The sequence below is a fragment of the Mesorhizobium sophorae genome, from assembly GCF_002270415.1.
In the GTDB taxonomy this organism is placed as follows: Bacteria; Pseudomonadota; Alphaproteobacteria; order Rhizobiales; family Rhizobiaceae; genus Mesorhizobium; species Mesorhizobium sophorae.
Window position 1 is genome coordinate 1,297,814 of record NZ_NNRI01000007.1, and the last position, 25,165, is coordinate 1,322,978.

Annotated in this window: 26 protein-coding genes and 4 pseudogenes; 15 read left to right on the plus strand and 15 right to left on the minus strand. The window is 63.4% G+C overall.

Annotated elements, in window-relative coordinates:
• The first annotated feature begins 105 nt into the window (after nucleotides 1-105).
• Nucleotides 106-744, plus strand: a pseudogene (locus CGZ66_RS10665) (LysE family translocator).
• Here the strand turns inward: CGZ66_RS10665 and CGZ66_RS10670 are convergent.
• From CGZ66_RS10670 to rlmN, 3 genes and pseudogenes are all read right to left on the minus strand, one after another.
• A pseudogene (locus CGZ66_RS10670) lies at nucleotides 716-1,197 on the minus strand (hypothetical protein). The pseudogenes CGZ66_RS10665 and CGZ66_RS10670 overlap by 29 nt on opposite strands.
• Nucleotides 1,194-1,643: a hypothetical protein gene (locus CGZ66_RS10675; RefSeq protein WP_095083981.1), complete on the minus strand. Its 450-nt coding sequence runs from the start codon at nucleotides 1,641-1,643 to the stop codon at nucleotides 1,194-1,196. The pseudogene CGZ66_RS10670 and the gene CGZ66_RS10675 overlap by 4 nt, the downstream one beginning before the upstream one ends.
• Nucleotides 1,640-2,874: pseudogene (gene rlmN, locus CGZ66_RS10680) on the minus strand (dual-specificity RNA methyltransferase RlmN). Before rlmN ends, CGZ66_RS10675 begins: the two are co-directional and overlap by 4 nt.
• A gap of 89 nt (nucleotides 2,875-2,963) precedes the next feature.
• Here rlmN and CGZ66_RS40710 point away from each other — a divergent pair.
• On the plus strand, nucleotides 2,964-3,383 hold the full coding sequence (locus CGZ66_RS40710; protein WP_245331057.1) for a hypothetical protein: 420 nt from the start codon (nucleotides 2,964-2,966) through the stop codon (nucleotides 3,381-3,383).
• A 471-nt stretch (nucleotides 3,384-3,854) separates the two neighbouring features.
• Nucleotides 3,855-5,038 (plus strand): annotated as a pseudogene (locus CGZ66_RS10690) (chloride channel protein).
• A 70-nt stretch (nucleotides 5,039-5,108) separates the two neighbouring features.
• On the opposite strand, the gene CGZ66_RS10695 reads toward CGZ66_RS10690, so the two are convergent.
• The 3 genes from CGZ66_RS10695 to CGZ66_RS10705 form a co-directional block, all read right to left on the minus strand.
• Complete coding sequence (locus CGZ66_RS10695; protein WP_095083982.1) at nucleotides 5,109-5,612, minus strand: invasion associated locus B family protein; 504 nt, start codon at nucleotides 5,610-5,612, stop codon at nucleotides 5,109-5,111.
• A gap of 275 nt (nucleotides 5,613-5,887) precedes the next feature.
• A complete protein-coding gene (locus CGZ66_RS10700; protein ID WP_095084391.1) occupies nucleotides 5,888-6,250 on the minus strand; it encodes a YkvA family protein in 363 nt (120 codons plus the stop codon).
• A gap of 116 nt (nucleotides 6,251-6,366) precedes the next feature.
• Nucleotides 6,367-6,663, minus strand: a complete 297-nt coding sequence (locus CGZ66_RS10705; protein WP_095084392.1) for a 4a-hydroxytetrahydrobiopterin dehydratase — start codon at nucleotides 6,661-6,663, stop codon at nucleotides 6,367-6,369.
• Between the two features lie 51 nt (nucleotides 6,664-6,714).
• Between CGZ66_RS10705 and CGZ66_RS10710 the strand changes: the two genes are divergently transcribed.
• Complete coding sequence (locus CGZ66_RS10710) at nucleotides 6,715-7,233, plus strand: low molecular weight protein-tyrosine-phosphatase (protein ID WP_095083983.1); 519 nt, start codon at nucleotides 6,715-6,717, stop codon at nucleotides 7,231-7,233.
• Here CGZ66_RS10710 and thpR read toward each other — a convergent pair.
• Nucleotides 7,137-7,733, minus strand: a complete 597-nt coding sequence (gene thpR, locus CGZ66_RS10715) for an RNA 2',3'-cyclic phosphodiesterase (RefSeq protein WP_095083984.1) — start codon at nucleotides 7,731-7,733, stop codon at nucleotides 7,137-7,139. The two genes, CGZ66_RS10710 and thpR, sit on opposite strands and share 97 nt — an antisense overlap.
• A 125-nt stretch (nucleotides 7,734-7,858) precedes the next feature.
• A complete protein-coding gene (locus CGZ66_RS10720; RefSeq protein WP_095083985.1) occupies nucleotides 7,859-8,503 on the minus strand; it encodes an arylesterase in 645 nt (214 codons plus the stop codon).
• Nucleotides 8,504-8,588: 85 nt separating this feature from the next.
• Between CGZ66_RS10720 and CGZ66_RS10725 the strand changes: the two genes are divergently transcribed.
• The 4 genes from CGZ66_RS10725 to CGZ66_RS10740 all read left to right on the plus strand — a co-directional run bounded on the left by CGZ66_RS10725 (nucleotide 8,589) and on the right by CGZ66_RS10740 (nucleotide 13,574).
• Complete coding sequence (locus tag CGZ66_RS10725) at nucleotides 8,589-9,284, plus strand: ABC transporter ATP-binding protein (RefSeq protein ID WP_095083986.1); 696 nt, start codon at nucleotides 8,589-8,591, stop codon at nucleotides 9,282-9,284.
• Nucleotides 9,284-11,833 (plus strand): ABC transporter permease, encoded by a 2,550-nt coding sequence (locus tag CGZ66_RS10730; protein WP_095083987.1) that lies wholly within the window; start codon nucleotides 9,284-9,286, stop codon nucleotides 11,831-11,833. Before CGZ66_RS10725 ends, CGZ66_RS10730 begins: the two co-directional genes overlap by 1 nt.
• Nucleotides 11,834-12,116: 283 nt before the next feature.
• Nucleotides 12,117-12,896, plus strand: coding sequence for a Bax inhibitor-1/YccA family protein (locus tag CGZ66_RS10735; RefSeq protein WP_095083988.1), 780 nt, complete (start codon nucleotides 12,117-12,119; stop codon nucleotides 12,894-12,896).
• Between the two features lie 108 nt (nucleotides 12,897-13,004).
• Nucleotides 13,005-13,574, plus strand: coding sequence for a GNAT family N-acetyltransferase (locus CGZ66_RS10740; protein WP_095083989.1), 570 nt, complete (start codon nucleotides 13,005-13,007; stop codon nucleotides 13,572-13,574).
• Between the two features lie 4 nt (nucleotides 13,575-13,578).
• Here CGZ66_RS10740 and CGZ66_RS10745 read toward each other — a convergent pair whose 3' ends face one another.
• Both CGZ66_RS10745 and CGZ66_RS10750 read right to left on the minus strand, forming a co-directional pair.
• Entirely contained in the window at nucleotides 13,579-13,965 is a 387-nt protein-coding gene (locus tag CGZ66_RS10745; RefSeq protein WP_095084393.1) for a DUF2794 domain-containing protein, read from the minus strand.
• A 468-nt stretch (nucleotides 13,966-14,433) separates the two neighbouring features.
• The gene (locus CGZ66_RS10750) at nucleotides 14,434-15,219 is read right to left on the minus strand and encodes a DUF1223 domain-containing protein (protein ID WP_095083990.1); all 786 of its coding nucleotides are present in this window, start codon (nucleotides 15,217-15,219) and stop codon (nucleotides 14,434-14,436) included.
• Between the two features lie 175 nt (nucleotides 15,220-15,394).
• Here CGZ66_RS10750 and CGZ66_RS10755 point away from each other — a divergent pair, with 175 nt between their 5' ends.
• Complete coding sequence (locus CGZ66_RS10755) at nucleotides 15,395-16,105, plus strand: ceramidase domain-containing protein (RefSeq protein ID WP_095083991.1); 711 nt, start codon at nucleotides 15,395-15,397, stop codon at nucleotides 16,103-16,105.
• A 54-nt stretch (nucleotides 16,106-16,159) separates the two neighbouring features.
• On the opposite strand, the gene acnA is transcribed toward CGZ66_RS10755, so the two are convergent.
• The gene (gene acnA / locus CGZ66_RS10760) at nucleotides 16,160-18,850 is read right to left on the minus strand and encodes an aconitate hydratase AcnA (RefSeq protein ID WP_095083992.1); all 2,691 of its coding nucleotides are present in this window, start codon (nucleotides 18,848-18,850) and stop codon (nucleotides 16,160-16,162) included.
• 281 nt (nucleotides 18,851-19,131) lie between these two features.
• Here acnA and ccmA point away from each other — a divergent pair, with 281 nt between their 5' ends.
• The 4 genes from ccmA (at nucleotide 19,132) to CGZ66_RS10780 (ending at nucleotide 21,338) form a co-directional block, all read left to right on the plus strand.
• Nucleotides 19,132-19,770 carry a heme ABC exporter ATP-binding protein CcmA gene (gene ccmA / locus CGZ66_RS10765; protein WP_095083993.1) on the plus strand — a complete coding sequence of 213 codons (639 nt, stop codon included), beginning with the start codon at nucleotides 19,132-19,134 and terminating at the stop codon, nucleotides 19,768-19,770.
• Nucleotides 19,771-19,807: 37 nt separating this feature from the next.
• Complete coding sequence (ccmB, locus tag CGZ66_RS10770) at nucleotides 19,808-20,473, plus strand: heme exporter protein CcmB (RefSeq protein ID WP_095083994.1); 666 nt, start codon at nucleotides 19,808-19,810, stop codon at nucleotides 20,471-20,473.
• A gap of 125 nt (nucleotides 20,474-20,598) precedes the next feature.
• Entirely contained in the window at nucleotides 20,599-20,766 is a 168-nt protein-coding gene (gene ccmD, locus CGZ66_RS10775; protein ID WP_095083995.1) for a heme exporter protein CcmD, read from the plus strand.
• Nucleotides 20,763-21,338 (plus strand): DsbE family thiol:disulfide interchange protein, encoded by a 576-nt coding sequence (locus CGZ66_RS10780; RefSeq protein ID WP_095083996.1) that lies wholly within the window; start codon nucleotides 20,763-20,765, stop codon nucleotides 21,336-21,338. Before ccmD ends, CGZ66_RS10780 begins: the two co-directional genes overlap by 4 nt.
• A 158-nt stretch (nucleotides 21,339-21,496) precedes the next feature.
• Here CGZ66_RS10780 and CGZ66_RS10785 read toward each other — a convergent pair whose 3' ends face one another.
• A complete protein-coding gene (locus tag CGZ66_RS10785; protein ID WP_095083997.1) occupies nucleotides 21,497-21,664 on the minus strand; it encodes a hypothetical protein in 168 nt (55 codons plus the stop codon).
• 388 nt (nucleotides 21,665-22,052) lie between these two features.
• Here CGZ66_RS10785 and CGZ66_RS10790 point away from each other — a divergent pair, with 388 nt between their 5' ends.
• Together CGZ66_RS10790 and CGZ66_RS10795 are read left to right on the plus strand one after the other, a co-directional pair.
• Nucleotides 22,053-22,973: an SMP-30/gluconolactonase/LRE family protein gene (locus CGZ66_RS10790; RefSeq protein WP_095083998.1), complete on the plus strand. Its 921-nt coding sequence runs from the start codon at nucleotides 22,053-22,055 to the stop codon at nucleotides 22,971-22,973.
• Between the two features lie 33 nt (nucleotides 22,974-23,006).
• The gene (locus tag CGZ66_RS10795; RefSeq protein ID WP_095083999.1) at nucleotides 23,007-23,216 is read left to right on the plus strand and encodes a tautomerase family protein; all 210 of its coding nucleotides are present in this window, start codon (nucleotides 23,007-23,009) and stop codon (nucleotides 23,214-23,216) included.
• A 2-nt stretch (nucleotides 23,217-23,218) separates the two neighbouring features.
• Here the strand turns inward: CGZ66_RS10795 and CGZ66_RS10800 are convergent, their stop codons facing one another.
• The 3 genes from CGZ66_RS10800 to CGZ66_RS10810 all read right to left on the minus strand — a co-directional run bounded on the left by CGZ66_RS10800 (nucleotide 23,219) and on the right by CGZ66_RS10810 (nucleotide 25,156).
• Nucleotides 23,219-23,749 carry an NADPH-dependent FMN reductase gene (locus CGZ66_RS10800; RefSeq protein ID WP_095084000.1) on the minus strand — a complete coding sequence of 177 codons (531 nt, stop codon included), beginning with the start codon at nucleotides 23,747-23,749 and terminating at the stop codon, nucleotides 23,219-23,221.
• 39 nt (nucleotides 23,750-23,788) lie between these two features.
• Nucleotides 23,789-24,409 carry a pyridoxamine 5'-phosphate oxidase family protein gene (locus CGZ66_RS10805; protein WP_095084001.1) on the minus strand — a complete coding sequence of 207 codons (621 nt, stop codon included), beginning with the start codon at nucleotides 24,407-24,409 and terminating at the stop codon, nucleotides 23,789-23,791.
• Between the two features lie 72 nt (nucleotides 24,410-24,481).
• Nucleotides 24,482-25,156 (minus strand): septation protein A, encoded by a 675-nt coding sequence (locus CGZ66_RS10810; protein WP_095084002.1) that lies wholly within the window; start codon nucleotides 25,154-25,156, stop codon nucleotides 24,482-24,484.
• Nucleotides 25,157-25,165: the final 9 nt, after the last annotated feature.

Consider the following 25,165-nt stretch of genomic DNA (forward strand, 5'->3'; position numbering starts at 1 on the left):
GATACGATTCGGGGCGCTGGATCAGCCTTTCAGCCGTCCAGTTGCTGGCAGCGATGGTTCGTATCCATTATAGGCTTGCGTGTTCCCGAGCCAAAGGGCCCGTCCATGTCGTTCATCCCAGACACCGCCACGCTGATCCAGTTCGCCATCGCCACCGTGATCCTGGCGATCACGCCCGGACCGGACATGACCTTGTTCGTCTCGCGCACGCTGAGCCAGGGCCGCGCCACCGGCTTTGCCTCGATGGCGGGCGCGCTGTGCGGCACGCTGATCCACACCACGCTGGTGGTGGTCGGTGTCTCGGCGCTGATCGTCGCCTCGCCGATGGCCTTCTTCGTGCTGAAGATCTTTGGCGCCGGTTATCTGGTCTTCCTCGCCTGGCAGGCGATCACCAGGGGCTCGGCGTTTTCGCGGAAAAGAAGACGGGGCCTCAGATTTCGCTGTTGCGCAGCTGGGCGGCGGGGCTCGGAGTCAATCTGCTCAACCCGAAGATCATCCTGTTCTTCATGACCTTCCTGCCGCAGTTCGTCTCCGCGCATGATCCTAATGCGCCGGGAAAGCTGTTTTTCCTCGGCGCGATGTTCATCGTGCTCGATCCCGGTGACCGCGCCGATGGTGCTGGCGGTGGAAAAATTCTCGGCGGCGATGAAGGCCAGCCCGCGCGTCACGCGGGTGGTCGACTATCTCTTTGCCGGCGCGTTTTCCGCCTTCGCTCTCAAGATCCTGACGGCCCAGGCGAAGTAGGCGCCTTCTCATCCTTCAACCACCAGCTTCCGGCCCAGCGCCCGGCGCTAAGCCAGTAGAAGATCCCGCCGACCATGCCGCCGCGACCACTGCCATGGCGCTGGTCTCCCTGACCGCGAAAGCCGAGTCACGGGCATTGTCGACCAGGCCGAGGAAAACGGCCGCGACCACCGCGCCGGCCAGCGCATAGAACAACCAGTCGCGCCGGCCGAGGATCTCGGCAAGCAGGATGACGATTGCTGCCGGCATGAAGGCGAAATAGGCGACGAACAGGGCGACGAAGGGAATTGAAAAATACAGGGAGGCGGTTGCCGTCGGGTGCGCGTGCTCCGGCATGTAGCCGAGCGAAGCCAGGAACAGGATGTTTAGGAAGGCGCTCGCCGCCAGCGAGGCCACCGCATAGCCGAACAGGATGACGGCGAAACGGACGAGGTAAGCAATGAGGCGGCTCATCCCGGATCCCGGCGTGTGAGGTGACCGGACTTACGCCCGGCTAGAAGCCAGTAGACCGAACCGGCAGCAATGCCGGCCGTGGCCAGAAAACCGAGATAGCCCGGATTGAAGACAAAGCTTCCGGCCGAGCGCGGGATGGAAACACCAAAGGCGGTGGAGGTCACCGCACCCGTGGCCGCAAAGTAGAACCATCCTCGAAGCGACAGCCGTTCAGCGACAAGGATCGCGGGGCCGACAATCAGCAGCGCGCCGACCATCACGGTCAACACGGCGAGCGGGAAGGAGCCCAGCCAGTCGAATGCGAAGATGATCGACCAGTTGCCGTCTTCAATCCCTTCCAGAAGAGCGATCAGCAGCACGGGCACTAAGATCGAGGTCAACACAGCGAAGAGATAGCCGACTGCTATCGTGGTGAGGCGTTTCAGCCAGGCGAAGCGGCGGCTCACGCCTCGCCGTGCCCCGCGATCATCATTGCTTCCAGGGCCAGCCGGTCGACCTTGCGCATCCGCTCGGAGTCGGACTTCAGCTGGCCGCAGGCGGCCAGAATGTCGCGGCCGCGCGGCGTGCGGATCGGCGAGGCATAGCCGGCATTGTTGATGTAGTCGGCGAATTTCTCGATCGTCTCCCAGTCCGAGCACTGGTAGTTGGTGCCCGGCCACGGGTTGAACGGGATCAAATTGATCTTGGCCGGGATGCCCTTGAGCAGCTTGATCAGGCCCTTGGCGTCCTCGATGGAGTCGTTGACGTCCTTCAGCATCACATATTCGAAGGTGATGCGCTTGGCGTTCGACAGGCCGGGATAGGCGCGGCAGGCGGTGATCAACTCCTTCAGCGGATACTTCTTGTTGATCGGCACCAACAGGTCGCGCAGGTCGTCATTGGTGGCGTGCAGCGAGATCGCCAGCATGACGCCGATCTCCTCGCCGGTGCGCAAGATTTCCGGCACGACACCGGAGGTCGAGAGCGTGATGCGGCGCTTCGACAAGGACAGGCCGTCGCCGTCGGAGGCGATCAGCAGCGCCTTCTTCACCGCCTCGAAATTATAGAGCGGCTCGCCCATGCCCATCATGACGATGTTGGACACTTTGCGGCCCTCGGCCGGCACGATGGCGCCGTCTGGCGTGTCACGGTCGGGGAAATCGCCGAGCCGGTCGCGGGCGGTGAGCAACTGGGCGAGGATCTCCTCCGCCGTCAGATTGCGCACCAGCTTCTGGGTGCCGGTATGGCAGAACGAGCAGGTCAGCGTGCAGCCGACCTGCGAGGAGATGCAGAGCGTGCCGCGGCCTTCCTCGGGGATATAGACGGTCTCGATCTCGACCGGCCGGCCGGCGCCTCGCGGCGGAAAGCGGAACAGCCATTTGCGGGTGCCGTCGGAAGAAATCTGCTCCTCGACGATCTCCGGCCTGGCAACCGTAAAATGCTTGTCGAGTTCGGCGCGCAGATCTTGGAGATGTTGAACATGCCGGCAAAGTCGGAAACGCCGCGCACATACATCCAGTGCCAGAGCTGCTGGGCGCGCATCTTCGCCTGGCGCTCCGGCACGGCGCCGGATGCCACCAGGGCCTCGCCGAGCTCGGCACGCGTCAGGCCGATCAGCGACTGCTTTTCCGGCTGTGCGGCGCGGGCGCGCAAGGCGTCACGGGCGCCCTCGGTGGTAAGATCGAATGAAAGGGTCATGGTTGCACTTGACATAAGCGGTTTGCGGCCGATTTCACCATCGTGCCGGAAATGAAGCGCGGCGCATAGCACAGGTTGGGGGCGGAGTCATGCGGGGCGGCGATCCGGGTCGGTCCGTCGCCGCGGTTTTGGTTCAGTCGCAGTCAGATCAGAGCATGGATCCGGCCGGCATATCGCTTCATCCGCGGGCGCGCCTGCAGGACAAACCGATCACATATTCGTGTTGGCGTAATGGTCCGCAATGCGCCAGCGAACCTGAAAAGGGGCACCTTTGCCCCTGCAAAATGGGAGTACGCAGAATGCACTCGATCAAGCTCGTTTTGATTGCCGGTCTCATTGGCCTTTCCGCCCCGCAGGCATTTGCCGAGGATGCGATGGGCACGATGACCATGATGAAGGGCGGGGAAGTGATGGCGATCATGCCGGATGGGCACATGGGCACCATGATGCCGGACGCAAAGATGGGCGCCGAGATGATGAAGATGGCGAAACCATCAAGCACTGCATGATGATGATGACCGACGCCAAGGGCAAAGCCTTCATGATCGATACGTCGACCAAGAAAGCTCAGGCCGAATGTGAAAAAATGGCCATGTAAATCGGCCATGCGAACAAGCCGATAGGTAGACCGTCCCGTCGGCACAGGCCGGCGGGATACCCCAACAGGCCGCATATCTGCCGCCAGTGTGACGGATGGAGGCTCTGAGTCAGACCCCGGCGGCAAACTCTTGCCGTCGGGGTCTGAACGCACAGGGTTGATCGACCTCACGCCTGTGCTAGGGCTGGGCATCCCCCGCACGAGGACTGACATGGCCGGCGCATCGCGAAAATATCCCATGCTGCGGCGTTCGCGCGCGATGTTGGGCTCACGGCGTGTCTGGCAGCCGCGCCTGGTGTTCTGGGCCGGCGCCATCTCGATCGGCGTCATCAGCGCTTTGTTCGCAATGCTGGCCGACAGGGCGCAAGGCCTGTTCCATGCGATGACAGGCAATGGTGACGGCTGGCGCTTCGATCTGCCGCTCATCGTCACGCCGCTCGGCTTCGTGCTGTGCGCGTGGCTGGCTCATGCCTTCTTCCCGGGCTCGCAAGGCAGCGGCATTCCGCAGGCGATCGCCGCCCGCCACCTGCGCGACGATGACGACCGCAGCCACATCCTGTCGCTGCGGCTGGCGGCGGGCAAGATCGCGCTTACCGTCGTTGGCCTGTTCTGCGGCGCCTCGATCGGCCGCGAAGGACCGACCGTGCAGGTCGGCGCGTCGCTGATGCTGCAGGTGGCGCGCTGGGGCGGCATGGCGCAGGCGCGCGGCCTGATCCTGGCCGGTTCGGCGGCCGGCATCGCGGCCGCCTTCAATACGCCGCTCGCCGGCATCGTCTTCGCCATCGAGGAGATGGGTCGCACCTACGAGGCGCGCACCAACGGGCTGGTGCTGACGGCGGTGATCCTGGCTGGCCTTGCCTCGCTCGGCCTGCTCGGCAACTACACCTATTTCGGCGTCGCCAGGGAGACGATCGCGTTTGCCGCCGAATGGCCGCTGGTGCTTTCCTGCGGCGTCATCGGCGGCGGTCTTGGCGCGCTGTTCTCGCTGCTGGCGTTGAAGGCGACGCGGCGGATCCGGCGCTGGCACACCGGGCAGCCCTTGCTGCGCGCGCTGGTCGTGGCGGCCGTCTGCGGCTTGTTGGTGGCGGTGATCGGCATCGCGTCGGGCGGGTTGACCTTCGGCACTGGCTACGCGCAGGCGCGGGGCGCCGTCGAAGGCACGCCGCTGCCCTGGTTCTTCTTTGCCGAAAAGTTCCTGGCGGGACTGCTGTCGATGATCTCCGGCATTCCGGGCGGCATCTTCGCGCCATCGCTGGCGGTCGGCGCCGGCATCGGCAGTTCGCTTGGCCTGCTGTTCGGCGCCGGCACGGGGCGGCGGCCCTGCTCGGCATGGCCGGCTATTTCGCCGGCGTGGTGCAGGCGCCGATGACGGCCTTCGTCATCATCCTGGAAATGACCGGCAATCACGACAATGTCATCGCGCTGATGCTGGCCTCGATGCTGGGCTACGGCACGGCGCGCATGATCTCGCACGAGCCGCTCTATCATGCGCTGTCGCGCGTCTTCATCGCCGAGGCGATCCGGCGGCGGCGGGCGGAGGCCGCGCCGGGATCAAGCCCGGGCTAAAAGCAAAAAAGGCCGGGCTTTGCGGCCCGGCCGTAGTGTAAAACGAAGCTTTGGCAAATCGAAGCTTTGCCTATTTGCACTTGGCGATCGAGGACAGCGCCGCCGAAATGCCCTTCAGCGAGAAGACATAGGAGGTGGGATTGCCGCGGCCGGACTTCGCCGTCACCTTCATGTCGGTGCCGGTCTTCATGGCGGCGATCAGCACCGGCTCCTCGGCGGCGTTCTCGACCCAGGCCGACTTGCCGCGCGTGAACATCGAGAAGGACTTCTTGTCGATGGTGACGGTGGCCTTGGAGCCTTCCTGGAAGGTGTAGCCGGCGATGAATTGCGGCTCATAGGACACTTGCTGGCCGGGCCGCTGGCTGACGAAGAAGAACATGTCGCCATGGTCGAGCGTCGGCGGCTGCTTGTCGGTCGGCACGGTCAGGACATAGCAGACCTTGCCGCCCGATGCCTGGTAGCTGTAGGTGCCCCAGGCATTGTGTTGGCCGATCTTGGTCGCCGACTGCGCCAGTGCCGGCGCTGCCATGGCTACCAGGGCCAGGCTCGAAACTGTAGCAATCAATCCGCGCATCGTTTTTCCCGTATTCCAAAGGTGCGGCGGCAGGCCGGCTCAGCGTCCTGCCTGTCGCTTCATTTTGATTTAATCTGGGTTACCAAACGGTGAATTTCCTTTGAGAAAAGGACCCACACCCGAGGAAACCGCCGCCATTCCCGCGCCGCCGCCTTGCGAGCGGGTGGCGCGACGTCCCTTTCGGGACTTGGAGGCCACGAAAGCGGCAAGAGTTTGACTTTTTGCTTTGCCGCCAAACGCAGGCTCCAAAGGCATTTGCGCGGGCGCCGGCCTGCTCAGCCCTTGTCGGCGATGGCGTCCTTGGCAGCCTGCCGGTGCGCCGGCGTGATGTGGGCGCTGACAGCGGTGATCGCGGCGGTGAGCACGGCGATGTCGTCGGTGAAGCCAAGCCCGAGGACGAAGTCGGGGATCACGTCCACCGGCAGCACGAAATAGCCGAGCGCGGCGAGCAGAATGCCCTTGGCGCGCAGCGGTGTGTTCTTGTCCATGGCGCAGTAGTAGGCGGCCACGACCTCTTCCATGAAGGGGATCTGCCGCGCGGCCTTCTTCGCCGTGCGCCAGAATTTCTCGCGCACTTCGTTCTCGTCGCCCAGCTTGCCGCCAAAGCCGAAGAAATCAAAACCGGATTGTTGCGCCATCAGTTTCTCCTTGCGAGCGTCCATGCGCATCCCTGCGCATGCCCGCGAGCGAAAATGTGGTGAAACCCGAGCCACGCTGCAAGATGCCGGTGCCGATTTGGCAACCGCTGCGCCGTTCAGCCACCGAAAAAGCGGTTCATCTTCTTCGCCAGATCGATATCGAGCGCGGTCACGCCACCGGCATCATGGGTGTTCAGCGTCACGTCGACGGTCTTGTAGACATTCGACCAGTCGGGATGATGGTCCATCTTCTCGGCGGCAAGTGCTACGCGGGTCATGAAGGCAAAGGCTTCGGAGAAATTCGCGAAGGTGAACGTGCGCTTGATCGAGGCGCCATCGGCGGCCAGCGCCCAGCCGTCGAGACCGGTCAACGCTGCGGCGACTGCTTCCTTGCCCAGTTTCTCTCTCGTCATGTCAGCTTCCCATGCTATTTCGACTGAAGTCGTCACCATAGCGTTGGATCGATGAGCGCGAAGCCCATAAATTCCATTCTTTTCGTCTGCCTCGGCAACATCTGCCGGTCGCCACTGGCTGAGGGGGTTGTTCGCGCCGTGCTGTCAGAGCGCGAATGGGGCGGGGATATGCTGCTCGATTCAGCCGCAACCAGCGGCTGGGAGGTCGGCTCGCCTCCCGATCCACGCTCGATCGCGGTTGCTGTGCGTCACGGCATCGACATTTCCCGGCAGAGGGCGCGCAAGGTCACGCCGGAGGATTTTCATCGCTTCGACCTGATCCTCGGCATGGACCGGTCGAATGTTCGCGACCTGAAAGCGTTGGCGCCGGCAGCCATGCACGACCGGGTGCACCTGTTCCTGGAGTTTGCCAAGGGCAATGCGCGCGACGTGCCGGACCCCTATTATGACGGGGCGGAGGCCTTCGCCTCGGTCTACCGCATGATCCGCGAAGCGTCGGAGGCGCTGGCGACAAGGCTCGAAGCACGGGCGTCCTTGCCCGATAGCGGCCAGGCTTCCTCGACGATGTAGGGGCCGCCGCCGACCGAATCGCGCGACGACATCAACACGAAACGGCCGATGCGGAACGGCAATGTCGAGAAATTGCCACGTGCCGAGAGATACTGGGCGACGTCGAGCGGGGTGGAATTGCGTAAGCGCGCCAGCGTCACATGCGGCATGAACTTGCGCGGATCCGCGGGAATGCCGAGCCGCTGGCAGATGCGGTCGATCTCGCCCTGAAGGGCGGCAAGATCGGGCGAGGCGGAGGCGCCCGCCCACACCGCGTGCGGCTTTTTCTGGCCGAAAGCGCCGACGCCGGACAGGGTCAGCGGGAAGGAGGGGCGGTGGACGCGGTCGAGTGCGTTGGCGATCTCGTCGGCGACATGACCCGGTACATCGCCGATGAAGCGTAGCGTCAGATGATAGTTTTCGACGTCGATCCAACGGGCCCCGGGCAGGCCGCCCCGCAGCAGGGACAGCGAAAGGGCGGCGTCACGCGGTATTTCGAGGGCGGTGAAAAGACGCGGCATGAAGAGCCTCCCTTCCTCGAATCGAATATTAGCCCTAGCGAATCATCGAAAATCAAACGGAGCAAGAGGTTTGTTGGTCACAGGCTTTGTTAAAAGTCTCACCAGCGGAAGCAATTAGTCCGATCTCACGAACCTCCCGGCGCCGCCGCGATCGCCTTTTCGACCGTCGGCAAGATGCGTTCGACCATCTGGTCGACGCCCTGAGGGCTCGGATGCAGGCCGTCCTCGAGTTGCATGCCGGGCTGACCGGCGACGCCGTCGAGAAAGAACGGGTAGAGCGCAACGTCGTATTTCTTGGCAAGGTCGGGAAAGATGGCGTCGAAGGCGTTCTGGTAGTCGGCGCCGAGATTGGGCGCGGCGCGCATGCCGGCCAGCAGCACGGCAATCCTGCGGTCCTTGAGCTTGCCCATCATCTCATCTAGGTTCTTTCTGGCGATGTCGGGCGAGACGCCGCGCAGCATGTCGTTGGCGCCGAGTTCGAGAATGACCAGCTGCGTGCCGTCGGGCACGGACCAGTCGAGCCGAGCCAGGCCGCCGCTCGTCGTGTCGCCGGAGACGCCGGCATTGGCGACCGTCACGTCGCGACCCGCGGCGCGAAGGGCGGCCTGCAGTTTTTCGGTAAAGCCCTGGTCCGGCCCAAGGCCGAAGCCCGCCATCAGGCTGTCACCGAAGCCGACGATCTTGAACGGCTCGGCGAGCGCCGACGAAAAGGTGCCGCAAATGGCGAGGAAAACGATGAAGCCTGCGGCAATCAGGCGTTTGAAAGACATGCGGCAGGCCCCATATGACCAAGGAATTCTTCCGACGGCATCCGGCAAGCAGAGCCTTCATCCCTTGATATAGGACGCTTTCATTTTGACAGAAGCCGTCATTGCGCTGAAAGACGTATCGCTGACACTTGGCGAAGGGGCGTCCTCCGTGCATGTGCTGAAGGGTGTCAGCCTCGATGTTGCTGCCGGCGAGGCGACCGGCATCGTCGGTCCTTCGGGCTCGGGCAAGTCGACATTGCTGATGGTTCTGGCAGGCCTGGAAAGGGTCGATTCGGGTACGGTCCGAATCGCGGGCGAGCTGCTCAATGGCAAAAGCGAGGACCAGATTGCCTCGTTTCGTGGCCGAAACATTGGCATTGTGTTCCAGTCCTTCCATCTCATTCCCAACATGACGGCGCTCGAAAATGTTGCGGTGCCGCTGGAGCTCGCCGGCCATGCCGATCCGTTTTCGGTCGCGGCGCGCGAGCTTGCGGCCGTGGGCCTGAGCGATCGCGTCACCCACTATCCCGGCGAATTGTCGGGCGGCGAGCAGCAACGCGTGGCGATCGCCCGGGCGCTGGCGCCGTCGCCGCGCATTCTCATTGCCGACGAGCCGACCGGCAATCTCGACCAGGCGACGGGGCGGCAGGTCGCCGACCTCTTGTTTGCCAAGGCGGCCGAGCGCGGCATGACGCTGGTGCTGGTCACCCACGATCCGGCATTGGCGGCACGCTGCTCGCGCCAGGTTTCGATGCGGTCAGGCCGGATCGAGGCGCCGGCACCCGTCAAGGTGACGGCTTGATGCCGTTGTCACGGACGCTGAAGCTTGCGGTCCGCTTCTCGCTGCGCGAAATGCGCGGCGGTTTGTCCGGCTTCCTGATCTTCCTTGCCTGCATCGCGCTCGGCGTCGCGGCCATCGGCGGCGTCAACTCGGTGGCGCGTTCGATCACCGCCGGTGTCGCCAATCAGGGCCAGACGCTGCTTGGCGGCGATCTCCGTTTCCAGATCAACCAGCGCGACGCCAGCCAGGCCGAGCGTGGCTTCCTTGACGGGCTGGGGATCGTTTCGCGCACTGCAAGCATGCGTTCGATGGCGCGTCTCGCCGATGGAACCGACCAGGCACTGGTCGAGGCCAAGGCGGTCGACCATGCCTATCCGCTCTATGGCGCGCTTGAAACCGAGCCGGCGCTGTCGAAGCAGGAACTGTTCGGCGAAGAGTTTGGTGTTTTCGGCGCCGCCGCACCCGATCTGCTGTTCGAACGGCTGCATCTGCAGATCGGCGACCGGCTGAAGCTCGGCACCGCGACCTTCGAACTGCGCGCCAGGCTGGTTACCGAACCGGATGCGGTGTCCGACGGTTTCGGCTTTGCGCCGCGGCTGATGATCTCGACCGAAGGGCTGGCGGCCACCGGGCTGATCCAGCCGGGCAGCCTGGTCGAAAACGCCTACAAGATCCGGCTGCCCGCCGATGCCGATGAGGCGCGGCTGAAAGCCATCCAGGATCAGGCGGCCAAGGATTTTCCGCAGGCCGGCTGGTCGATCCGCACGCGCAGCAATGCCGCGCCGGCGCTGTCGTCCAACATCGAACGCTTCTCGCAATTCCTGACGCTGGTCGGGCTGACGGCGCTAGTGGTCGGCGGTGTCGGCGTCGCCAATGCGGTGCGCGCCTATCTCGACGGCAAGCGCGGTGTCATCGCCACCTTCAAGAGCCTGGGCGCTTCGGGCGGCTTCGTCTTTGCCGTCTATCTGGTGCAGATCCTGATCATTGCCGCCTTGGGCATCGTGCTTGGCCTCGTGCTCGGGGCACTGATGCCGTTCGCGGCCGGTGCCGCCCTCCATCAGGTCATTCCGGTGCCGGCCGAGGGCGGCTTCTATCCCGGCGCGCTCGGCATGGCGGCGCTGTTCGGCCTTTTGGTGACGCTGGCCTTCGCGCTGCTGCCGCTCGGCCGCGCCCGCGATGTGCCGGCGACCGCGCTGTTTCGCGAGATGGGGCTCGAAGGCCGCGGCTTTCCGCGCCCTGCCTATGTTGCGGCGGCCGTCGGTATCGCGCTGTTGCTGGCGGCGCTGGCCATCCTGTTTTCCGGCGACCGCCGCATCGCCTCGATCTTCGTCGGCGCCACCGTCTTCGCTTTCCTGGTGCTGCGCCTGGTCGGCGCACTGGTGCAGTGGGCGGCGAGGAAGAGCCCGCGCGTGCGCTTCGTGGCACTGCGGCTTGCCGTCGGCAACATCCACCGGCCCGGCGCCTTGACGCCATCGGTGGTGCTGTCGCTGGGGCTCGGCCTGACGCTGCTGGTGACGCTGGCGCTGATCGACGGCAATCTCAGGCAACAAATATCCGGCAGCCTGCCCGAGCGGGCGCCGAACTTCTTCTTCGTCGACATCCAGAGCAGCGACGTCGCTGCCTTTTCCGTGCTGATCGGCAAGCAGGCGCCACAAGGGACACTGGCCAAGGTGCCGATGCTGCGCGGCCGGGTGATGGCGCTCAACGGCGTCGATGTCGACAAGGTCACGGTGCCGGCGGAAGGCGCCTGGGTGCTGAAAGGCGATCGCGGCCTGACCTATGACGCCAGCCAGCCGGACAACACGACGCTGACCGAGGGCAGCTGGTGGCCGGACAATTATACCGGCGAGCCGCTGGTCTCGTTCTCTGCCGTGGAGGGCAAGGAGATCGGGCTGAAGCTTGGGGATACGATCACCGTCAATGTGCTCGGCCGCAACGTGACGGCGAAGATCGCCAATTTTCGTCAGGTCGAATGGGAGACGATGGGCATCAATTTCGTCATGGTGTTCTCGCCCAACACATTCGCAGGGGCGCCGCATGGCTGGATGGCGACGCTGACCGAAAAGACCTCCTCGACGGCCGACGATGCGCGTATCCTCAATGCGGTCACCCGCGCCTTCCCGGCGGTGACGACGGTCCGGGTCAAGGATGCGCTCGACGTCGTCAACCGGCTGGTCGGGCAGCTCGGCACGGCGATCCGGGCTGCCGCCGGCGTGGCGCTTGTCGCTTCAGTGCTGGTGCTTGCCGGTGCGCTTGCCGCCGGCAACCGGGCGCGCATCCATGACGCGGTGGTGCTGAAGACACTGGGCGCCACACGCAAGACGCTGATTACCGCCTTCTCGCTCGAATACATGCTGATCGGGCTCGCCACCGCGATCTTCGCCCTGGCGGCAGGTGGTGCGGCCGCCTGGTTCGTCGTCGCACGCATCATGACCTTGCCTTCGCATTTCATGCCCGAGGTGGCGGTGGCGACCATTCTGTTTTCGCTTGTCATCACGGTCGGCATCGGTCTCGCCGGCACCTGGCGGGTGCTCGGCCACAAGGCTGCGCCGGTGCTGCGTAACCTCTGACTATTCACCTACCGCAAGTCCGACGCAAAACCGCTGCACGCTTTGGAATTGCTCTGAATTCCGCCCGCCGGGACCGAGATTTGGTTAAATCGGAGTAATGTTGGGCCGCCAAAGGCCGGAAAACCGCATCGTGGATGCCTCACGAAGCATTACACCCGGTTACGGTCTTGTTCTTGACGCGAATTACCATCATATTTCGCTACAGGCATGCTGGAGCCCCGCCAGCGGCGCCTGGGTCCGGTGGACCTGACACCCGACGGGGCAGAAGCAATAGAGGACTCCCATGGCTGAACCCATTCGCAACTATCAGACGCGCGCCGTGCCCGGCGCCGGCGTTGATGCAGGCATCGATCAGGGCCTGCGCGCCTATATGATCAAGGTCTACAATCTGATGGGGCTTGGCCTCCTCATCACCGGTCTTGCCGCCGTCGGCACGATCATGCTGGCCACCACCACCGATCCGGCCTCGGCTGTCGCAACGCTGCCAAGCGGCGAGATGCTGACCTCGTTCGGCTACGCGATCTTCGGCTCGCCGCTGCGCTGGGTGGTGATGCTGGCGCCGCTGGCGGCCGTGCTGTTCCTGTCGTTCCGCGTCCAGTCGATGAGCGTTTCGGCGGCGCAGACGACGTTCTGGGTCTATGCCGGCCTCGTCGGCCTCTCGCTGTCGTCGATCTTCCTGGTCTACACCACGGCCAGCATTTCGCAGACCTTCTTCGCCACCGCCGCGGCCTTCGGCGCGCTGTCGCTCTACGGCTACACGACCAAGCGCGACCTGACCGCCTTCGGCTCGTTCCTGATCATGGGCGTGTTCGGCATCATCATCGCGTCGGTGATCAACATCTTCCTGCACTCGTCGGCGCTTTCCTTCGCCGTCTCGGCGCTTGGCGTGCTGATCTTCTCGGGCCTGACCGCCTATGACACGCAGAAGATCAAGGAGATGTATTTCGAGGGCGACGCTTCGGATGTCGCCGGCCGCAAGGCCATCATGGGCGCGCTGACGCTCTACCTCGACTTCATCAACCTGTTCATGTTCCTGCTGCAGTTCATGGGCGATCGCCGCTAGTTAGCAGCGACTTGGACCATTGAGTTCCAAAGGGCGGCCCAACGGCCGCCCTTTTCTTTTGTGTCGGGTTTTGCTGTTATTGCGGCAGAATAACGGCGTGCATAAATAATGAGCATTATCATCATGCGGCCCGCAACGGCGGCTGACCTCGACCGGATCACGGAAATCTATGGCGACGCGGTCAGCCAGGGCACGGCGAGTTATGAGCTGGAGCCGCCCAGCCGCGCCGAGATGGGCGGGCGATTCGACGTTTTGATGGCTGGCGGCTTTCCCTATCTGGTGGCGGAAAAGGACGGCGCCGCGCTCGGCTATGCCTATGCCGGCGCTTTCCGGCCACGCCCGGCCTACCGCTTCATCGTCGAGGATTCGGTCTATGTGGCGCCCGAGGCCAAGGGCCAGGGGGTCGGGCTGTTGCTCATGCAAAGCCTGATCGAGTCCTGCCGGGCGGCGGGCTTCCGTCAGGTCATCGCGGTGATCGGCGACGGGCGGCCGGACAGCGCCTCGGTGCGGCTCCACGAAAAGCTGGGCTTTCGTCATTCGGGACGCCTCGAAGGCTCCGGCTACAAGCACGGGCGCTGGCTGGACACGGTGTTCATGCAGCTCCCGCTGAACGGCGGGGCGCTCGCTCCACCCGATCCCGATTCGCTGCCGGAGCAAAAATTCCGCCAGCAAAAATAAGCGGTTAGGCCTCGACGAGCTTCAGCTTGCTGTCGAAGATGCCAAGCACGCGGCCGAGCTCCTGGCCGCGCTTGAGGATACGGCCGCCGGCGGCAATAACGGCAAAGGCGCCCTGCTTGCGTGCCAGTTTCGGGTCCTTGACGATCTGGAACAGCGGCACTTCACTGGTGCGGCGGAACACAGAAAACACAGCCCTGTCGGTGAGATGATCGATGGCGTAGTCGCGCCATTCGTTGGCGGCGACCATGCGGCCGTAGAGCCTCAGGATCTGGTCCAGTTCACGCCGGTCGAACCGCACCGGCTGATCGAGGCGCTCAGGTCGCGCCTCGTGCAGCGGGATCAATATTGCGGATGCGTCAACATCCCCCGTCCCGCCGCTGTCGTCAGTCATGCCTCGATCCTTCAAAATGAATCTTTGCCAACCAAAGTTGGCGCGTTCGCAGCTGAATTGCAAGACCCGGCGAAGCAGGGCGGAGGCGCGCTGTTTCTGCAACGTCCAGTCACTTTTATGAAACGCCTTGTTGGAATTGGTGATGCTTCGCCATATTCTCGCCATTTTTTATCCGCGCTCCTGCCCCAATGTCCGACGAGTTTACCCGCGTTGCCTGAGACGGTTCGGTCCGGCACCGGCTCGTAAACCCCAAGCCCCCCGCCCACGGGTCTGCGTCGGATCGAACCAACCTCGGTCTTTCTTCGGAAGGATCGGGTGCGACGATCCCAAAACCTAAATGACCGGCGTCAGAAGCAAGCTGACGTCGGTTTTTTGTTTTTGGGGTGGAGCGCGGGGCAATGCGACGAGGCACAGCACGATCGTCTGTGCAATCTCGCCTCGCCATGAGCGAGCCGCAACCTCGAGATTCTAAGGCTTATGAATGAAGGCGGCGCCGAGAATGGGGCCGGGCAGCCCATCCCTGCCGACCGACTGCAGCAGCACGGCGCAGCCGCCCTTCTTGGAGATCTCGCTCATCGGCAATTCGTAGCGCTGCGCCTTGCCGTGCCACATGCCGGCGGTCTGGATGCCCGAGACCGCGTTCCAGTAGGTCAACTTGCGGCCGGTGTTCTCACCCTGGCCGATCTTGACCGTCTGCGGCGGGTCGAAATAGACGATGACGACATGGGCATCGCTGGGACCGTTTCCGGCATCGCCGGCGTCGATCATCACACGGTCGCTGGTCCGGCTGACCTTGACGGCGACCCGCATGCCCTGGCCGCTCTTGGCCATCCGCGCCAGCGCGCCATCGACATCGATGCGGCTGGCGCCGTTGACATGGACGCGGCCGTTGATGACGGCCTGCGGCGTGTAGACGGAGCGGCTGCCGAAGGCGCGCATATAGTCATTTTGCCGCTCGGTGTTCTCCTTGCGGCTCAGCGTGTCCTGCCAGCCGAGATAATCCCAGTAGTCGACATGATAGGCGAGCGCGACGATGTCTTCCTTGGCGGCCAGTTCGGCGAACAACGCATCGGCCGGCGGACAGGAATTGCAGCCCTGGCTGGTGAACAGCTCGACCACGCCCAGGGGCCTGTCGATCTGAGGTTTGTCGGCCTGCGTCTTGGCGGGCTCGGCGGTTTGGCCGATGCCGGCAGCCGCTGAGAAGGCCAGCGCAAGGGCCGCCAGCCATAATGTTTTTCGCGAGGCCATGGTCATTCCGATTCCCGCCGGTGGCGCCGGCTTTATTGTCGTTGCTGGAATATGTGGCAGAAGCGGAAGTCAACGGGAAGTCACGTTGCGGTGAAATTTTTGCCGTTGCAACCGACCGCAGCGGCGCAATAGGAGAAGGGCTCGCAGTTCAGGGTAGAAACCGATTCGGGCGGCAATCACGATGTGGCAAACTCTTTCGGCGCCGATCGATCTCTATTGCGAGCGAACCGGGCCGGAACTCTGGTCCGAGCCAGTCAATGCCCTGACAAACCTTGCCTTCATCGCCGCCGGCCTGTGGGGCGTGCGCGAGGTGCGAAGGCTGCGCACCGGCACCTTCGCCGAGGTGCTGGCCTGGTGGGTGGTGGCAATCGGCATCGGCTCGACGATCTTCCACACCTTCGCCACCAGGGGCACGGTCTGGGCCGATGTACTGCCGATCGCCGGCTTTACGCTGGCCTATACGCTGTTCAACCTGCGCCGCTTCCTCGGCATACAATGGGGCAAGGCGATCGCCATCTTCATCGCCTTCTACTTGGTTGCCGGGCTGCTGACGCTGGCGGTGCCGGACTGGCTGCGCCAGGCCTCGAATGGCACGACGGGCTACCTGCCGCCGTTCCTGGCGCTCGCCTTCTTCGGCATACTGGTGGCGGCCAGCGGCAATCGCGCCGGCTGGTACAATCTGGCGGGATCGGCAATCTTCGTCGTGTCCATCATCTGCCGGATGGTCGACCCGCTGGTCTGCGCCGGCTTCCCGCTCGGCACGCATTTCCTCTGGCACATCCTCAACGGACTGATGCTCGGCGTGCTGCTGGCCGCAGCGGCGCGCTTCGGAGCGCCGAAAAATATGGGAGTAAGGGAATATGGGAGTAAGGCAGTAGGGGAAATAGGTTAGCCTGTTCTTGCTTGCCCTACTGCCCTACTCCCTTACTGCCCTATTCCCTTATTACTATGCTGCCAGATCGCGCAGCACGTATTGCAGGATGCCGCCGTTCTTGAAGTAGTCGAGCTCGTCCAGCGTATCGATGCGGCAGATGATCGGCACGTTTTTCACCGTGCCGTCGCCATAGGTGACCTTGGCGGTCATCGTCTGGCGCGGCTTGATGGTGCTCAGCCCGTCGATCTCGACCAGCTCGTCACCCTTCAGGTTGAGCGACGCCCAGGATGTGCCGTCCTCGAAGACGAAGGGGATGACACCCATACCGACCAGGTTCGAGCGATGGATGCGCTCGAAGGACTGGGCGATGACGGCGCGCACGCCGAGCAGATTGGTGCCCTTGGCCGCCCAGTCGCGCGACGAGCCGTTGCCGTATTCGACGCCGGCGAAGATCACCAGCGGCACGCCTTCCTTCTTGTATTCCATGGCCGCGTCGTAGATCGATTCCTCTTCCTTCGACGGGTAGTGGATGGTGTAGCCGCCTTCCCTGCCATTCTCGCCCAGCATGTGGTTGCGGATGCGGATGTTGGCGAAGGTGCCGCGCATCATCACCTCATGGTTGCCGCGACGCGTGCCGTACTGGTTGAAGTCGGCGACGCCGACGCCATGGTCGGTGAGATATTTGCCCGCCGGCGAGGCCGCCTTGATCGAACCGGCCGGTGAGATGTGGTCGGTGGTGATCTTGTCGCCGAACAGGCCGAGCACGCGCGCGCCCTTGATGTCGCCGATCTTGCCGAAACCAGCGGTCATGCCGGCGAAATAGGGCGGGTTCTGCACATAGGTCGAGTTGTCGTCCCAGGTGTAGGTCTGGCCTTGCGGCGCCTCGACGTTCTGCCAGTATTCGTCGCCCTTGAAGACGTCGGCATATTTGCGGGCGAACAGCTCGCGGGTGACGTTCTTCTCGATGAACTCCTGGATCTCTGCCGAGCTCGGCCAGATATCCTTGAGGTAGACCGGATTGCCGTTCTTGTCGTCGCCGAGCGGCTCGGTGGTGAGGTCCTTGGTGACGGTTCCAGCCAACGCGTGCGCGACGACCAGCGGCGGCGAGGCGAGATAGTTCGCCTGCACGTCGGGCGAGACGCGGCCTTCGAAGTTGCGGTTGCCGGACAGGACCGCGGCGGCGATCAAGCCTTTTTCATTGATGGTTTTCGAGATCGGCGCCGGCAGCGGGCCGGAATTGCCGATGCAGGTGGTGCAGCCGAAGCCGACCAGGTTGAAGCCGATCTGGTCGAGCTCCTTCTGCAGTCCTGACTTTTCCAGATATTCTGCGACCACCTGGCTGCCCGGCGCCAGCGACGTCTTGACCCATGGCTTCTGCTTCAAACCGAGGCGGTTGGCGTTGCGGGCCAGCAAGCCGGCGCCGATGAGCACGCTCGGGTTCGAGGTGTTGGTACAGGAGGTGATGGCGGCGATGACGACATCGCCATGGCCGAGATCGTGGTCGGTGCCGTCGACGGCGTAGCGCTTGTGGATCTCGGCGGCCTTCTTGTATTCGGTCTCCATCGCCTTGGTGAAACCCTCCGGAATGCCTTCCAGCGCGACGCGGCCTTCGGGCCGCTTGGGGCCGGCCATCGACGGCACGACGGAACCAAGTTCCAACTCGAGCAGGTCGGTGAACACGGGGTCGGCAGAGCCGGTGTCGCGCCACAGGCCTTGCGCCTTCGAATAGGCCTCGACCAATGCGATGCGATCCTCGCTTCGGCCCGACATTGTGAGGTAGCGGATCGTTTCGCTGTCGACCGGAAAGAAGCCGCAGGTGGCGCCGTATTCGGGCGCCATGTTGCCGATGGTGGCGCGGTCGGCCAGCGTCATGTTGGAGAGGCCCGGGCCGAAGAACTCGACGAACTTGCCGACGACGCCCTTCTTGCGCAGCATCTGGGTGACGGTGAGCACGAGGTCGGTGGCGGTGACGCCTTCTTTCAGCTTGCCGGTGAGGCGGAAGCCGATAACCTCAGGCAACAGCATGGAGACAGGCTGGCCAAGCATGGCCGCCTCGGCCTCGATGCCGCCGACGCCCCAGCCGAGCACGCCAAGGCCGTTGATCATCGTGGTGTGCGAATCGGTGCCGACGCAGGTGTCGGGATAGGCGGTGGTTTCGCCGTCCTCGGTGTTGGTCCACACCACCTGGCCGAGATATTCGAGGTTGACCTGGTGGCAGATGCCGGTGCCGGGCGGCACGACACGGAAATTGCGGAACGCCTGCTGGCCCCATTTCAGGAACTTGTAGCGCTCTTCGTTGCGCTCGTATTCGAGCTCGACATTGCGGGCGAAGGCCAGCGGCGTGCCGAATTCATCGACGATGACGGAATGGTCGATGACGAGGTCGACGGGAACCAGCGGGTTGATCTTCTGCGGATCACCGCCGAGCGAGGCCATGGCGTCGCGCATGGCGGCAAGGTCGACAACGGCCGGAACGCCGGTGAAATCCTGCATCAGCACACGGGCCGGGCGATAGGCGATCTCGACGCCGGCGGTGCCCTTGTCGGTCAGCCAGCCGGCGACCGCCTGGATCGATTCCTTGGTGACGGAGCGGCCGTCCTCGTTGCGCAGCAGGTTCTCCAGCAGCACCTTCATCGAATAGGGTAGCTGGGCAATGCCCGTGAGGCCGTTCTTCTCGGCCTCGATGAGATCGAAATAGACATACTCCGTACCGCTTGCGGTCAGCGTGCGGCGGCAATTGAAACTGTCGAGGGATTTTGACACGTGCGATCCTTGTCTGTTCAGCCTGAAAGGGAACGGACGCCGATGGCATGCAATCACGCGCAAAGGTGCGGGTACGGCCATTTCCGCTGTCCGTTCCCAAGCAACCCGAGCCGTTCAAGGCGGCGCGTGCGCTGGTTCGGCGCTAATTCTGTTCCCGCGCCGACCGCTGGCACGGATGCACCGCATATAGAGAATTTTCTGGAATAGTTCTAGACAGTTGCAAAGCAAATTTGTGCGATGCGGCAGCTGCCGCGACACATGGTTTTCAGGGCAGGCGAGGGATGCGGCTGATCGCCGAAAATCTGGGCGGCGAACGCGGCGGCGACACGGTGTTTTCCGGCATCGGCTTTGCCCTGGAGGACGGGCAGGCGCTGGTTGTCACCGGGCCCAATGGTGCCGGCAAATCGACCTTGCTGCGGGTCATCGCCGGGTTGCTGCCGGTGGCCGAAGGCAGTGTGCGGATCGAAGGCGTTGTGAAGATCGAAGACGTTGTGGAGATTGAAGACGGGGGCGAGGCATTTCCGTCGATCGCTGCGGCCTGTCATTACCTTGGTCACCAGAACGCCATGAAGCCTGCGCTCGGCGTGGCGGAAAATCTGCGCTTCTGGCGCGACTTCAACGGCGATGGACATGCCGGCGTCGAAGAGGCGCTGGAAACGGTCGGGCTGGGCGGCATCGGCCACCTGCCCTTCGGCTATCTCTCGACCGGGCAACGGCGGCGCGCGGCGATCGCCAAGCTTCTGGTCAGCCACCGTCCGCTGTGGCTGCTTGATGAGCCGACGGCGGGGCTGGACAAGGCTTCGGAGCGGCGATTTGCGCAGTTGATGGGGAAGCATTGTAGGGAGGGTGGGATCATCGTTGCGGCGACGCATTTGCCGCTGGGATTGGATGAGGCGAAGGAATTGAGGATGGGGCAGTGATGTCGGCGTTCCTTCCTGGGCAAAGGCACCTCAAAGCATGCTAGCCCTCTTCCTGCGCGACATCCGCCTGAACATCCGCGCCGGCGGCGGGGCTTTGACCGGGGTCATCTTCTTCCTCGCCGTCATCGCCACCATCCCGTTCGGCGTCGGGCCGGACCTCAAGCTGCTTGCCCGTATCGGGCCGGCGATCCTGTGGATTGGCGCGCTGCTCTCTTGCCTGCTTGGCCTTGACCGGCTGTTCCAGGCCGATCGCGAGGACGGCTCGCTCGATCTGCTGGTGCTCGGCAACGACCGCCACATGCTGGCCTTGACGGTGCTGACCAAATGCCTGGCGCATTGGGCGGGCAGCGTGCTGCCACTGGTCGTCGCCGCTCCCTTGCTCGGCCTGTTCATGAACATGGAGCCGATCAGCATCGGTGCCACGGCGCTGACGCTGCTGGTCGGCACGCCGGCGATCACCTTTATTGGCGCCGCTGGTGCGGCGGTGGCGGTGGCGTTGCCGCGTGGCGGGCTGCTGATCTCGGTGCTGGTGCTGCCGCTGACCATCCCGGTGCTGATTTTCGGCGTTTCGGCGAGCTATGGCGCGACGGCCAATCCCGATCCGTTTCTGCAGCCCTTCCTCATTCTTGCCGCGCTGACCTTGTTTCTTGCGGTGCTAGGCCCGGTCTCGGCGGCGCTGGCACTTCGTCATGGAACGGATTGAGGTCACATCAAAGGCTGCGGCGCGGCGACCGATTGCGAAGCCGATGGTGCGGGGATAAGGGAAGGCATGTTCGAATTGGGCGACATGACCGGTTTGGAAAGCGGCACCTTGGCGGGGCCTGGCGTATGAGCGCGCACGCCCTCTACGTGACCGCCGCCTATACGATCACCGCCGTGGTGCTGGCCGGGCTGGTCGGCTGGATCCTGCTCGACCAGCGGGCGCGCAAGCGCGAACTCGCTGAACTCGAAGCGTCAGGCGTGCGGCGGCGTTCCGACAAGGGCGCCAAGCCATGAGCATGGAAACGGAAACGCCACCACCCAGTCGCCGCCTATTCGTGCTTTTGCCGCTGTTGATCTTCCTCGGCCTGGCCGGACTGTTCCTGTCGCAGCTGTTGTCGGGGCGCGATGTTTCGGAAGTGCCGTCGGCGCTGATCGGCCTGCCGGCGCCGCAGACGAACCTGCCGGCGCTGGAGGGCATCAACCTGCCCGGGCTCGATACGAAATCCTTCGCCGGCAAGGTCACGCTGGTCAACGTCTTTGCGTCATGGTGCGCGCCGTGCCGCGAAGAGCACCCGGTGCTGCTGGCGCTGGCGCAGGACAAGCGTTTCGTGATGGCGGCGCTGAACTATAAGGACCAACCGGAAAACGCTCGCCGGTTCCTCGGCGATCTCGGCAATCCGTTCCAGGCGATAGGGGTCGACGAAGCCGGGCGCACGGCGATCGACTGGGGCGTCTACGGCGTGCCGGAAACCTTCGTCATCGGCAAGGACGGCAGGATCGCCTACAAGTATGTCGGGCCGCTGACGGCCGAGGCGGCGCGGATGGTGTTGTTGCCGCAGATCGACAGGGCACTGGCGGCGCATTGATATTCAGGTGTTGCCGGCCTGCAAACGGCGGCTTCCTTTGCTTCCGGTGCTCACGTACTCAAAAGTACGCTCCACTCCGGTTCTCGAAACCCACCAATCTCGGCTCGGCCTGACCTGAATCTCAACGCGCCTGGGCGGCGCCGAGCAATAGTCCGAGATCAGCCGTAGATCTGCTTGTGGACCTGGTAGAGCATTTCTGAACGGTCAGCGCGCATGTCGGCCAGATCGCGGCTGGAAAAGCTGTCGATTTCGGCGACGAGGCGGTTGTAGTGCTTGCGCTTGGCAATGCTGGTGCGAGCGCGGGTCATGAGATCGTTGAAGATCATAGCAAGGTTCCTTCTGTGCCGCGTTTCTGGCGGCCGGTTGTTCCTCCCTTGATCGATACGAAGCATGACATAGTAGTGATGCATTGCAAAAAGAAGATGTTGCAATGCACCATTGCACGCAGCGCATAGCCGGTTAATCGATCCTTAGTGGCAGTTCTGATGAGTTGGCGTTGCTTCCCATCTGCCTTGAGAGGTCAAGATGCGGTGAAGCGCTCATCATCGATCTTGCCAGATCGATCGCCGGCTGGCTTGATCGCGCCTGTAGCGTTGCGTCCTTCCGGACGTGCAAAGAACGTTGTAGCACTTTCATTTTGCGCATGATCCTTTCCGAAGATCGGAATCGATTTTTCGGGATCATGCGCCCGACCTAAATGCCGGGAGAAAAAGCATGGCCGCCGAAGATTATTACGAAATTCTTGATCCGCGTTTCGCGCGGCTGTTCAATTCCAACGCGCAAGTGGAAAAGCTGTTCACTGGATGCCAATGGGCGGAAGGGCCGGCCTGGTTCGCCGCCGGCCGCTTCGTGGTCTGGTCCGACATTCCGAACAACCGCATGCTGCGCTACGACGAGACCGACGGTAATGTCAGCGTCTTCCGTCAGCCCTCCGGCAATTCCAACGGCAACACCGTCGACCGGCAAGGCCGGCTGGTGACCTGCGAGCATTCGGGCCGCCGCGTCAGCCGCACCGAGTTCGACGGCTCGGTCACCACCATTGCCACCAAATGGCGCGGCAAGCGGCTGAACTCGCCCAATGATGCGGTGGTCAAGTCGGATGGCTCGATCTGGTTCACCGATCCGAGCTACGGAATCGACACCGACTATGAGGGCGACAAGGCCGAAAGCGAGATCGGCGCCTGCTACGTCTACCGGGTCGACCCCGGCACCGGCGAGGTCGAGGCCGTCATCACCGACATGGTCAGGCCCAACGGCCTTGCCTTCTCGCTCGACGAGAGCAAGCTCTATGTCGCCGACACCGGCCGCACGCATGGCGCGCAGGATCCCGCCCATATACGGGTGTTCAATGTCGGCAAGGACGGCAAGAAGGTGTCGGGCGAAAAGGTCTTCGCCGACTGCACGGCCGGCCTGTTCGACGGCTTCAGGCTCGATGAGGACGGCCGCATCTGGACCAGTGCCGCCGACGGCATCCACTGCTACGATCCGGATGGGACGCTGATCGGCAAGGTCAAGGTGCCGGAAGTGACGGCCAATTGCGTGTTCGGCGGCAACAAGCGGAATTGCCTCTATATAGCCGGCACCACCTCACTCTACATGGTGCGGCTGATGGTCAACGGCGCCAAAACATACTGAGCTGCCGTCAACAAAATCGAAGGGGAGGAAAACATGCCATTCGTCAACATCCGCATCGTCAAGGAAGTGATCGCCGCCGATCCGGCGGGCAAGAAGGCGGACATAGCCAAGAAAGTCACGGCCGCCATTATGGACGCCACCGGCCTCAGCAATGACGATGTCTGGGTGGTCTTCGAGGAGGTCAACGCCCGCGACTGGTATGTCGGCAAGACCGATGTGGAGACACTGAGAAGCAAGAAGTAGCCTCAGCGGCTGGCGATGAAGTCCGCGAAAGCGGATAGCGCATTGTGCATTGCCAGCCGGCTTTCCGGCTCAGCCAGGATGGTCTCCACCTCCGGCGGCTTCTTGCCGAGCAGGGCAATCTCCAGCGTATCTTCGCAAAGCGCAAACGACATCGTCCGCACGATCTCAGCCAGCGCGGCGCGGGCAAACAGCGAACGCGGCGAGGCGTGCACCAGCATCGCAGGTTTCTCGACAGCGGCGTCGCGCGACACCAGCCAGTCGAGGGCGTTCTTCAGCCCGCCCGGCACTCCATGGGCATATTCCGGACAGGAGACGATGACGCCGTCGGCTTGAGTGACTGCGTCGATCAGTTCGGATGCTGTGAGCGGCGTCCGCTCGCCCTCATCGTCGGGATTGAAGATCGGCAGACGACCAAGCCGGTCATAGACTGTGACCCGACAGCCGGGCGGAGCATTCCGCGCCAGGGCCGCGACCAGCGCGGAATTGGTGGAGGCCGCCCGCAGGCTGCCGGAGATGGCGAGGATATTCAGCAAGGGTTGGAACCGGTCAGGACGAATCGTCGTCCCGAAAGCCTACCACATGGTCTGCTTGTAGGCGTCGTCCAGCCAGCGGTCGGTCGCCTCGGCCGAATCGGCCACCGCCAGCTGGTCGTGTAGAATCTGTCCGAGCGTTGGCAGTGTCGCGCGATCATACCAGGTTTCCGGCTTCCACAGATCCGAGCGCATGAAGGCCTTGGCGCAATGCATGTAGGCGGCCTTGACGGAGACCACGACGACGCTTTGCGGTTGCTTGCCGTCAACGGCGAGCTGTTCGCGCAAGGTCGCGTGGACGGTGATGCGCGCGTCGCCGTTGACGCGCAGCGTCTCGTTCATGCCGGGAATGAGGAACAGCAGCCCGACCGACGGGTTGAGGAGGATGTTTTCCAGCGTGTCCAGCCGGTTGTTGCCGGGCCGGTCGGGGATGGCGATGGTCCTGTCGTCGAGAACGGCGGCGAAGCCGGGCCTGTCGCCCTTCGGCGTCACATCGGCATTGCCGGCGCCATCGGACGAGCCAATCAGCACGAAGGGGCTCTTGCCGATGAAGGAGCGGCAATGGCCGTCGAGCGCCTTCAATTCCTTGCGGATCGAGCCATCGGTGGGTCGCGGCGTCTTGTAGATCGTCCTCAGTTCATCGCGCGTGGTGACGAATTCCATGGCCCTCTCCCCAGAGCTTTGTTTGACGCAATTGCCTGAGGGAAAGCGCTATGCGCCTTACCTGGAATTGCGCTATTTGCCCGCCTTCTCTTCCTTCCCGGCCTTGTCCTCGAGCGAATGGCGCAGGATCAGCGGCATCTGGCTGAAGGTGAACAGAAGCGTGATCGGCATGATGCCCCAGACCTTGAAGGTAACCCAGGCGTCGGTGGAGAAATTCCGCCACACCACTTCATTGGCAAGGGCCAGGAACAGGAAGAACAGACCCCAGCGGAAGGTCAATTTCCTCCAGCCCTCGGCGTCGAGGCTGAAGGCCGAATCGAAGACATAGCCGAGCAGCGACTTGCCGAAGTAGAGGCCGCCGAGCAGCACGCCGCCGAACAGCGTGTTGACGATGGTCGGCTTCATCTTGATGAAGATGTCGTCCTGCAGATAGAGCGTCAGCGCGCCGAAGATGAAGACGACGACGCCGGACACCATCGGCATGATCGGCAAGGTGTGCATCAGCAGCCATGAGGCGATCAGCGCGATTGCCGTGGCGGCCATGAACAGGCCGGTGGCGACGAAGATCGGGCCGCCGAATTCGGCCAAGACAGGGAATTTCCCCACCAGCCACTCGCCGCGCGCGTTGGCGAAGAAGAATACCATCAACGGCCCCAGCTCCAGCACCAGCTTGAGCAGCGGATTGACGCCTTCCTTCTTCTGCTTTTGCGGATCGGACGGATCGCGTTCGAGAATGGGTGGGTTCATAGGTTTTCT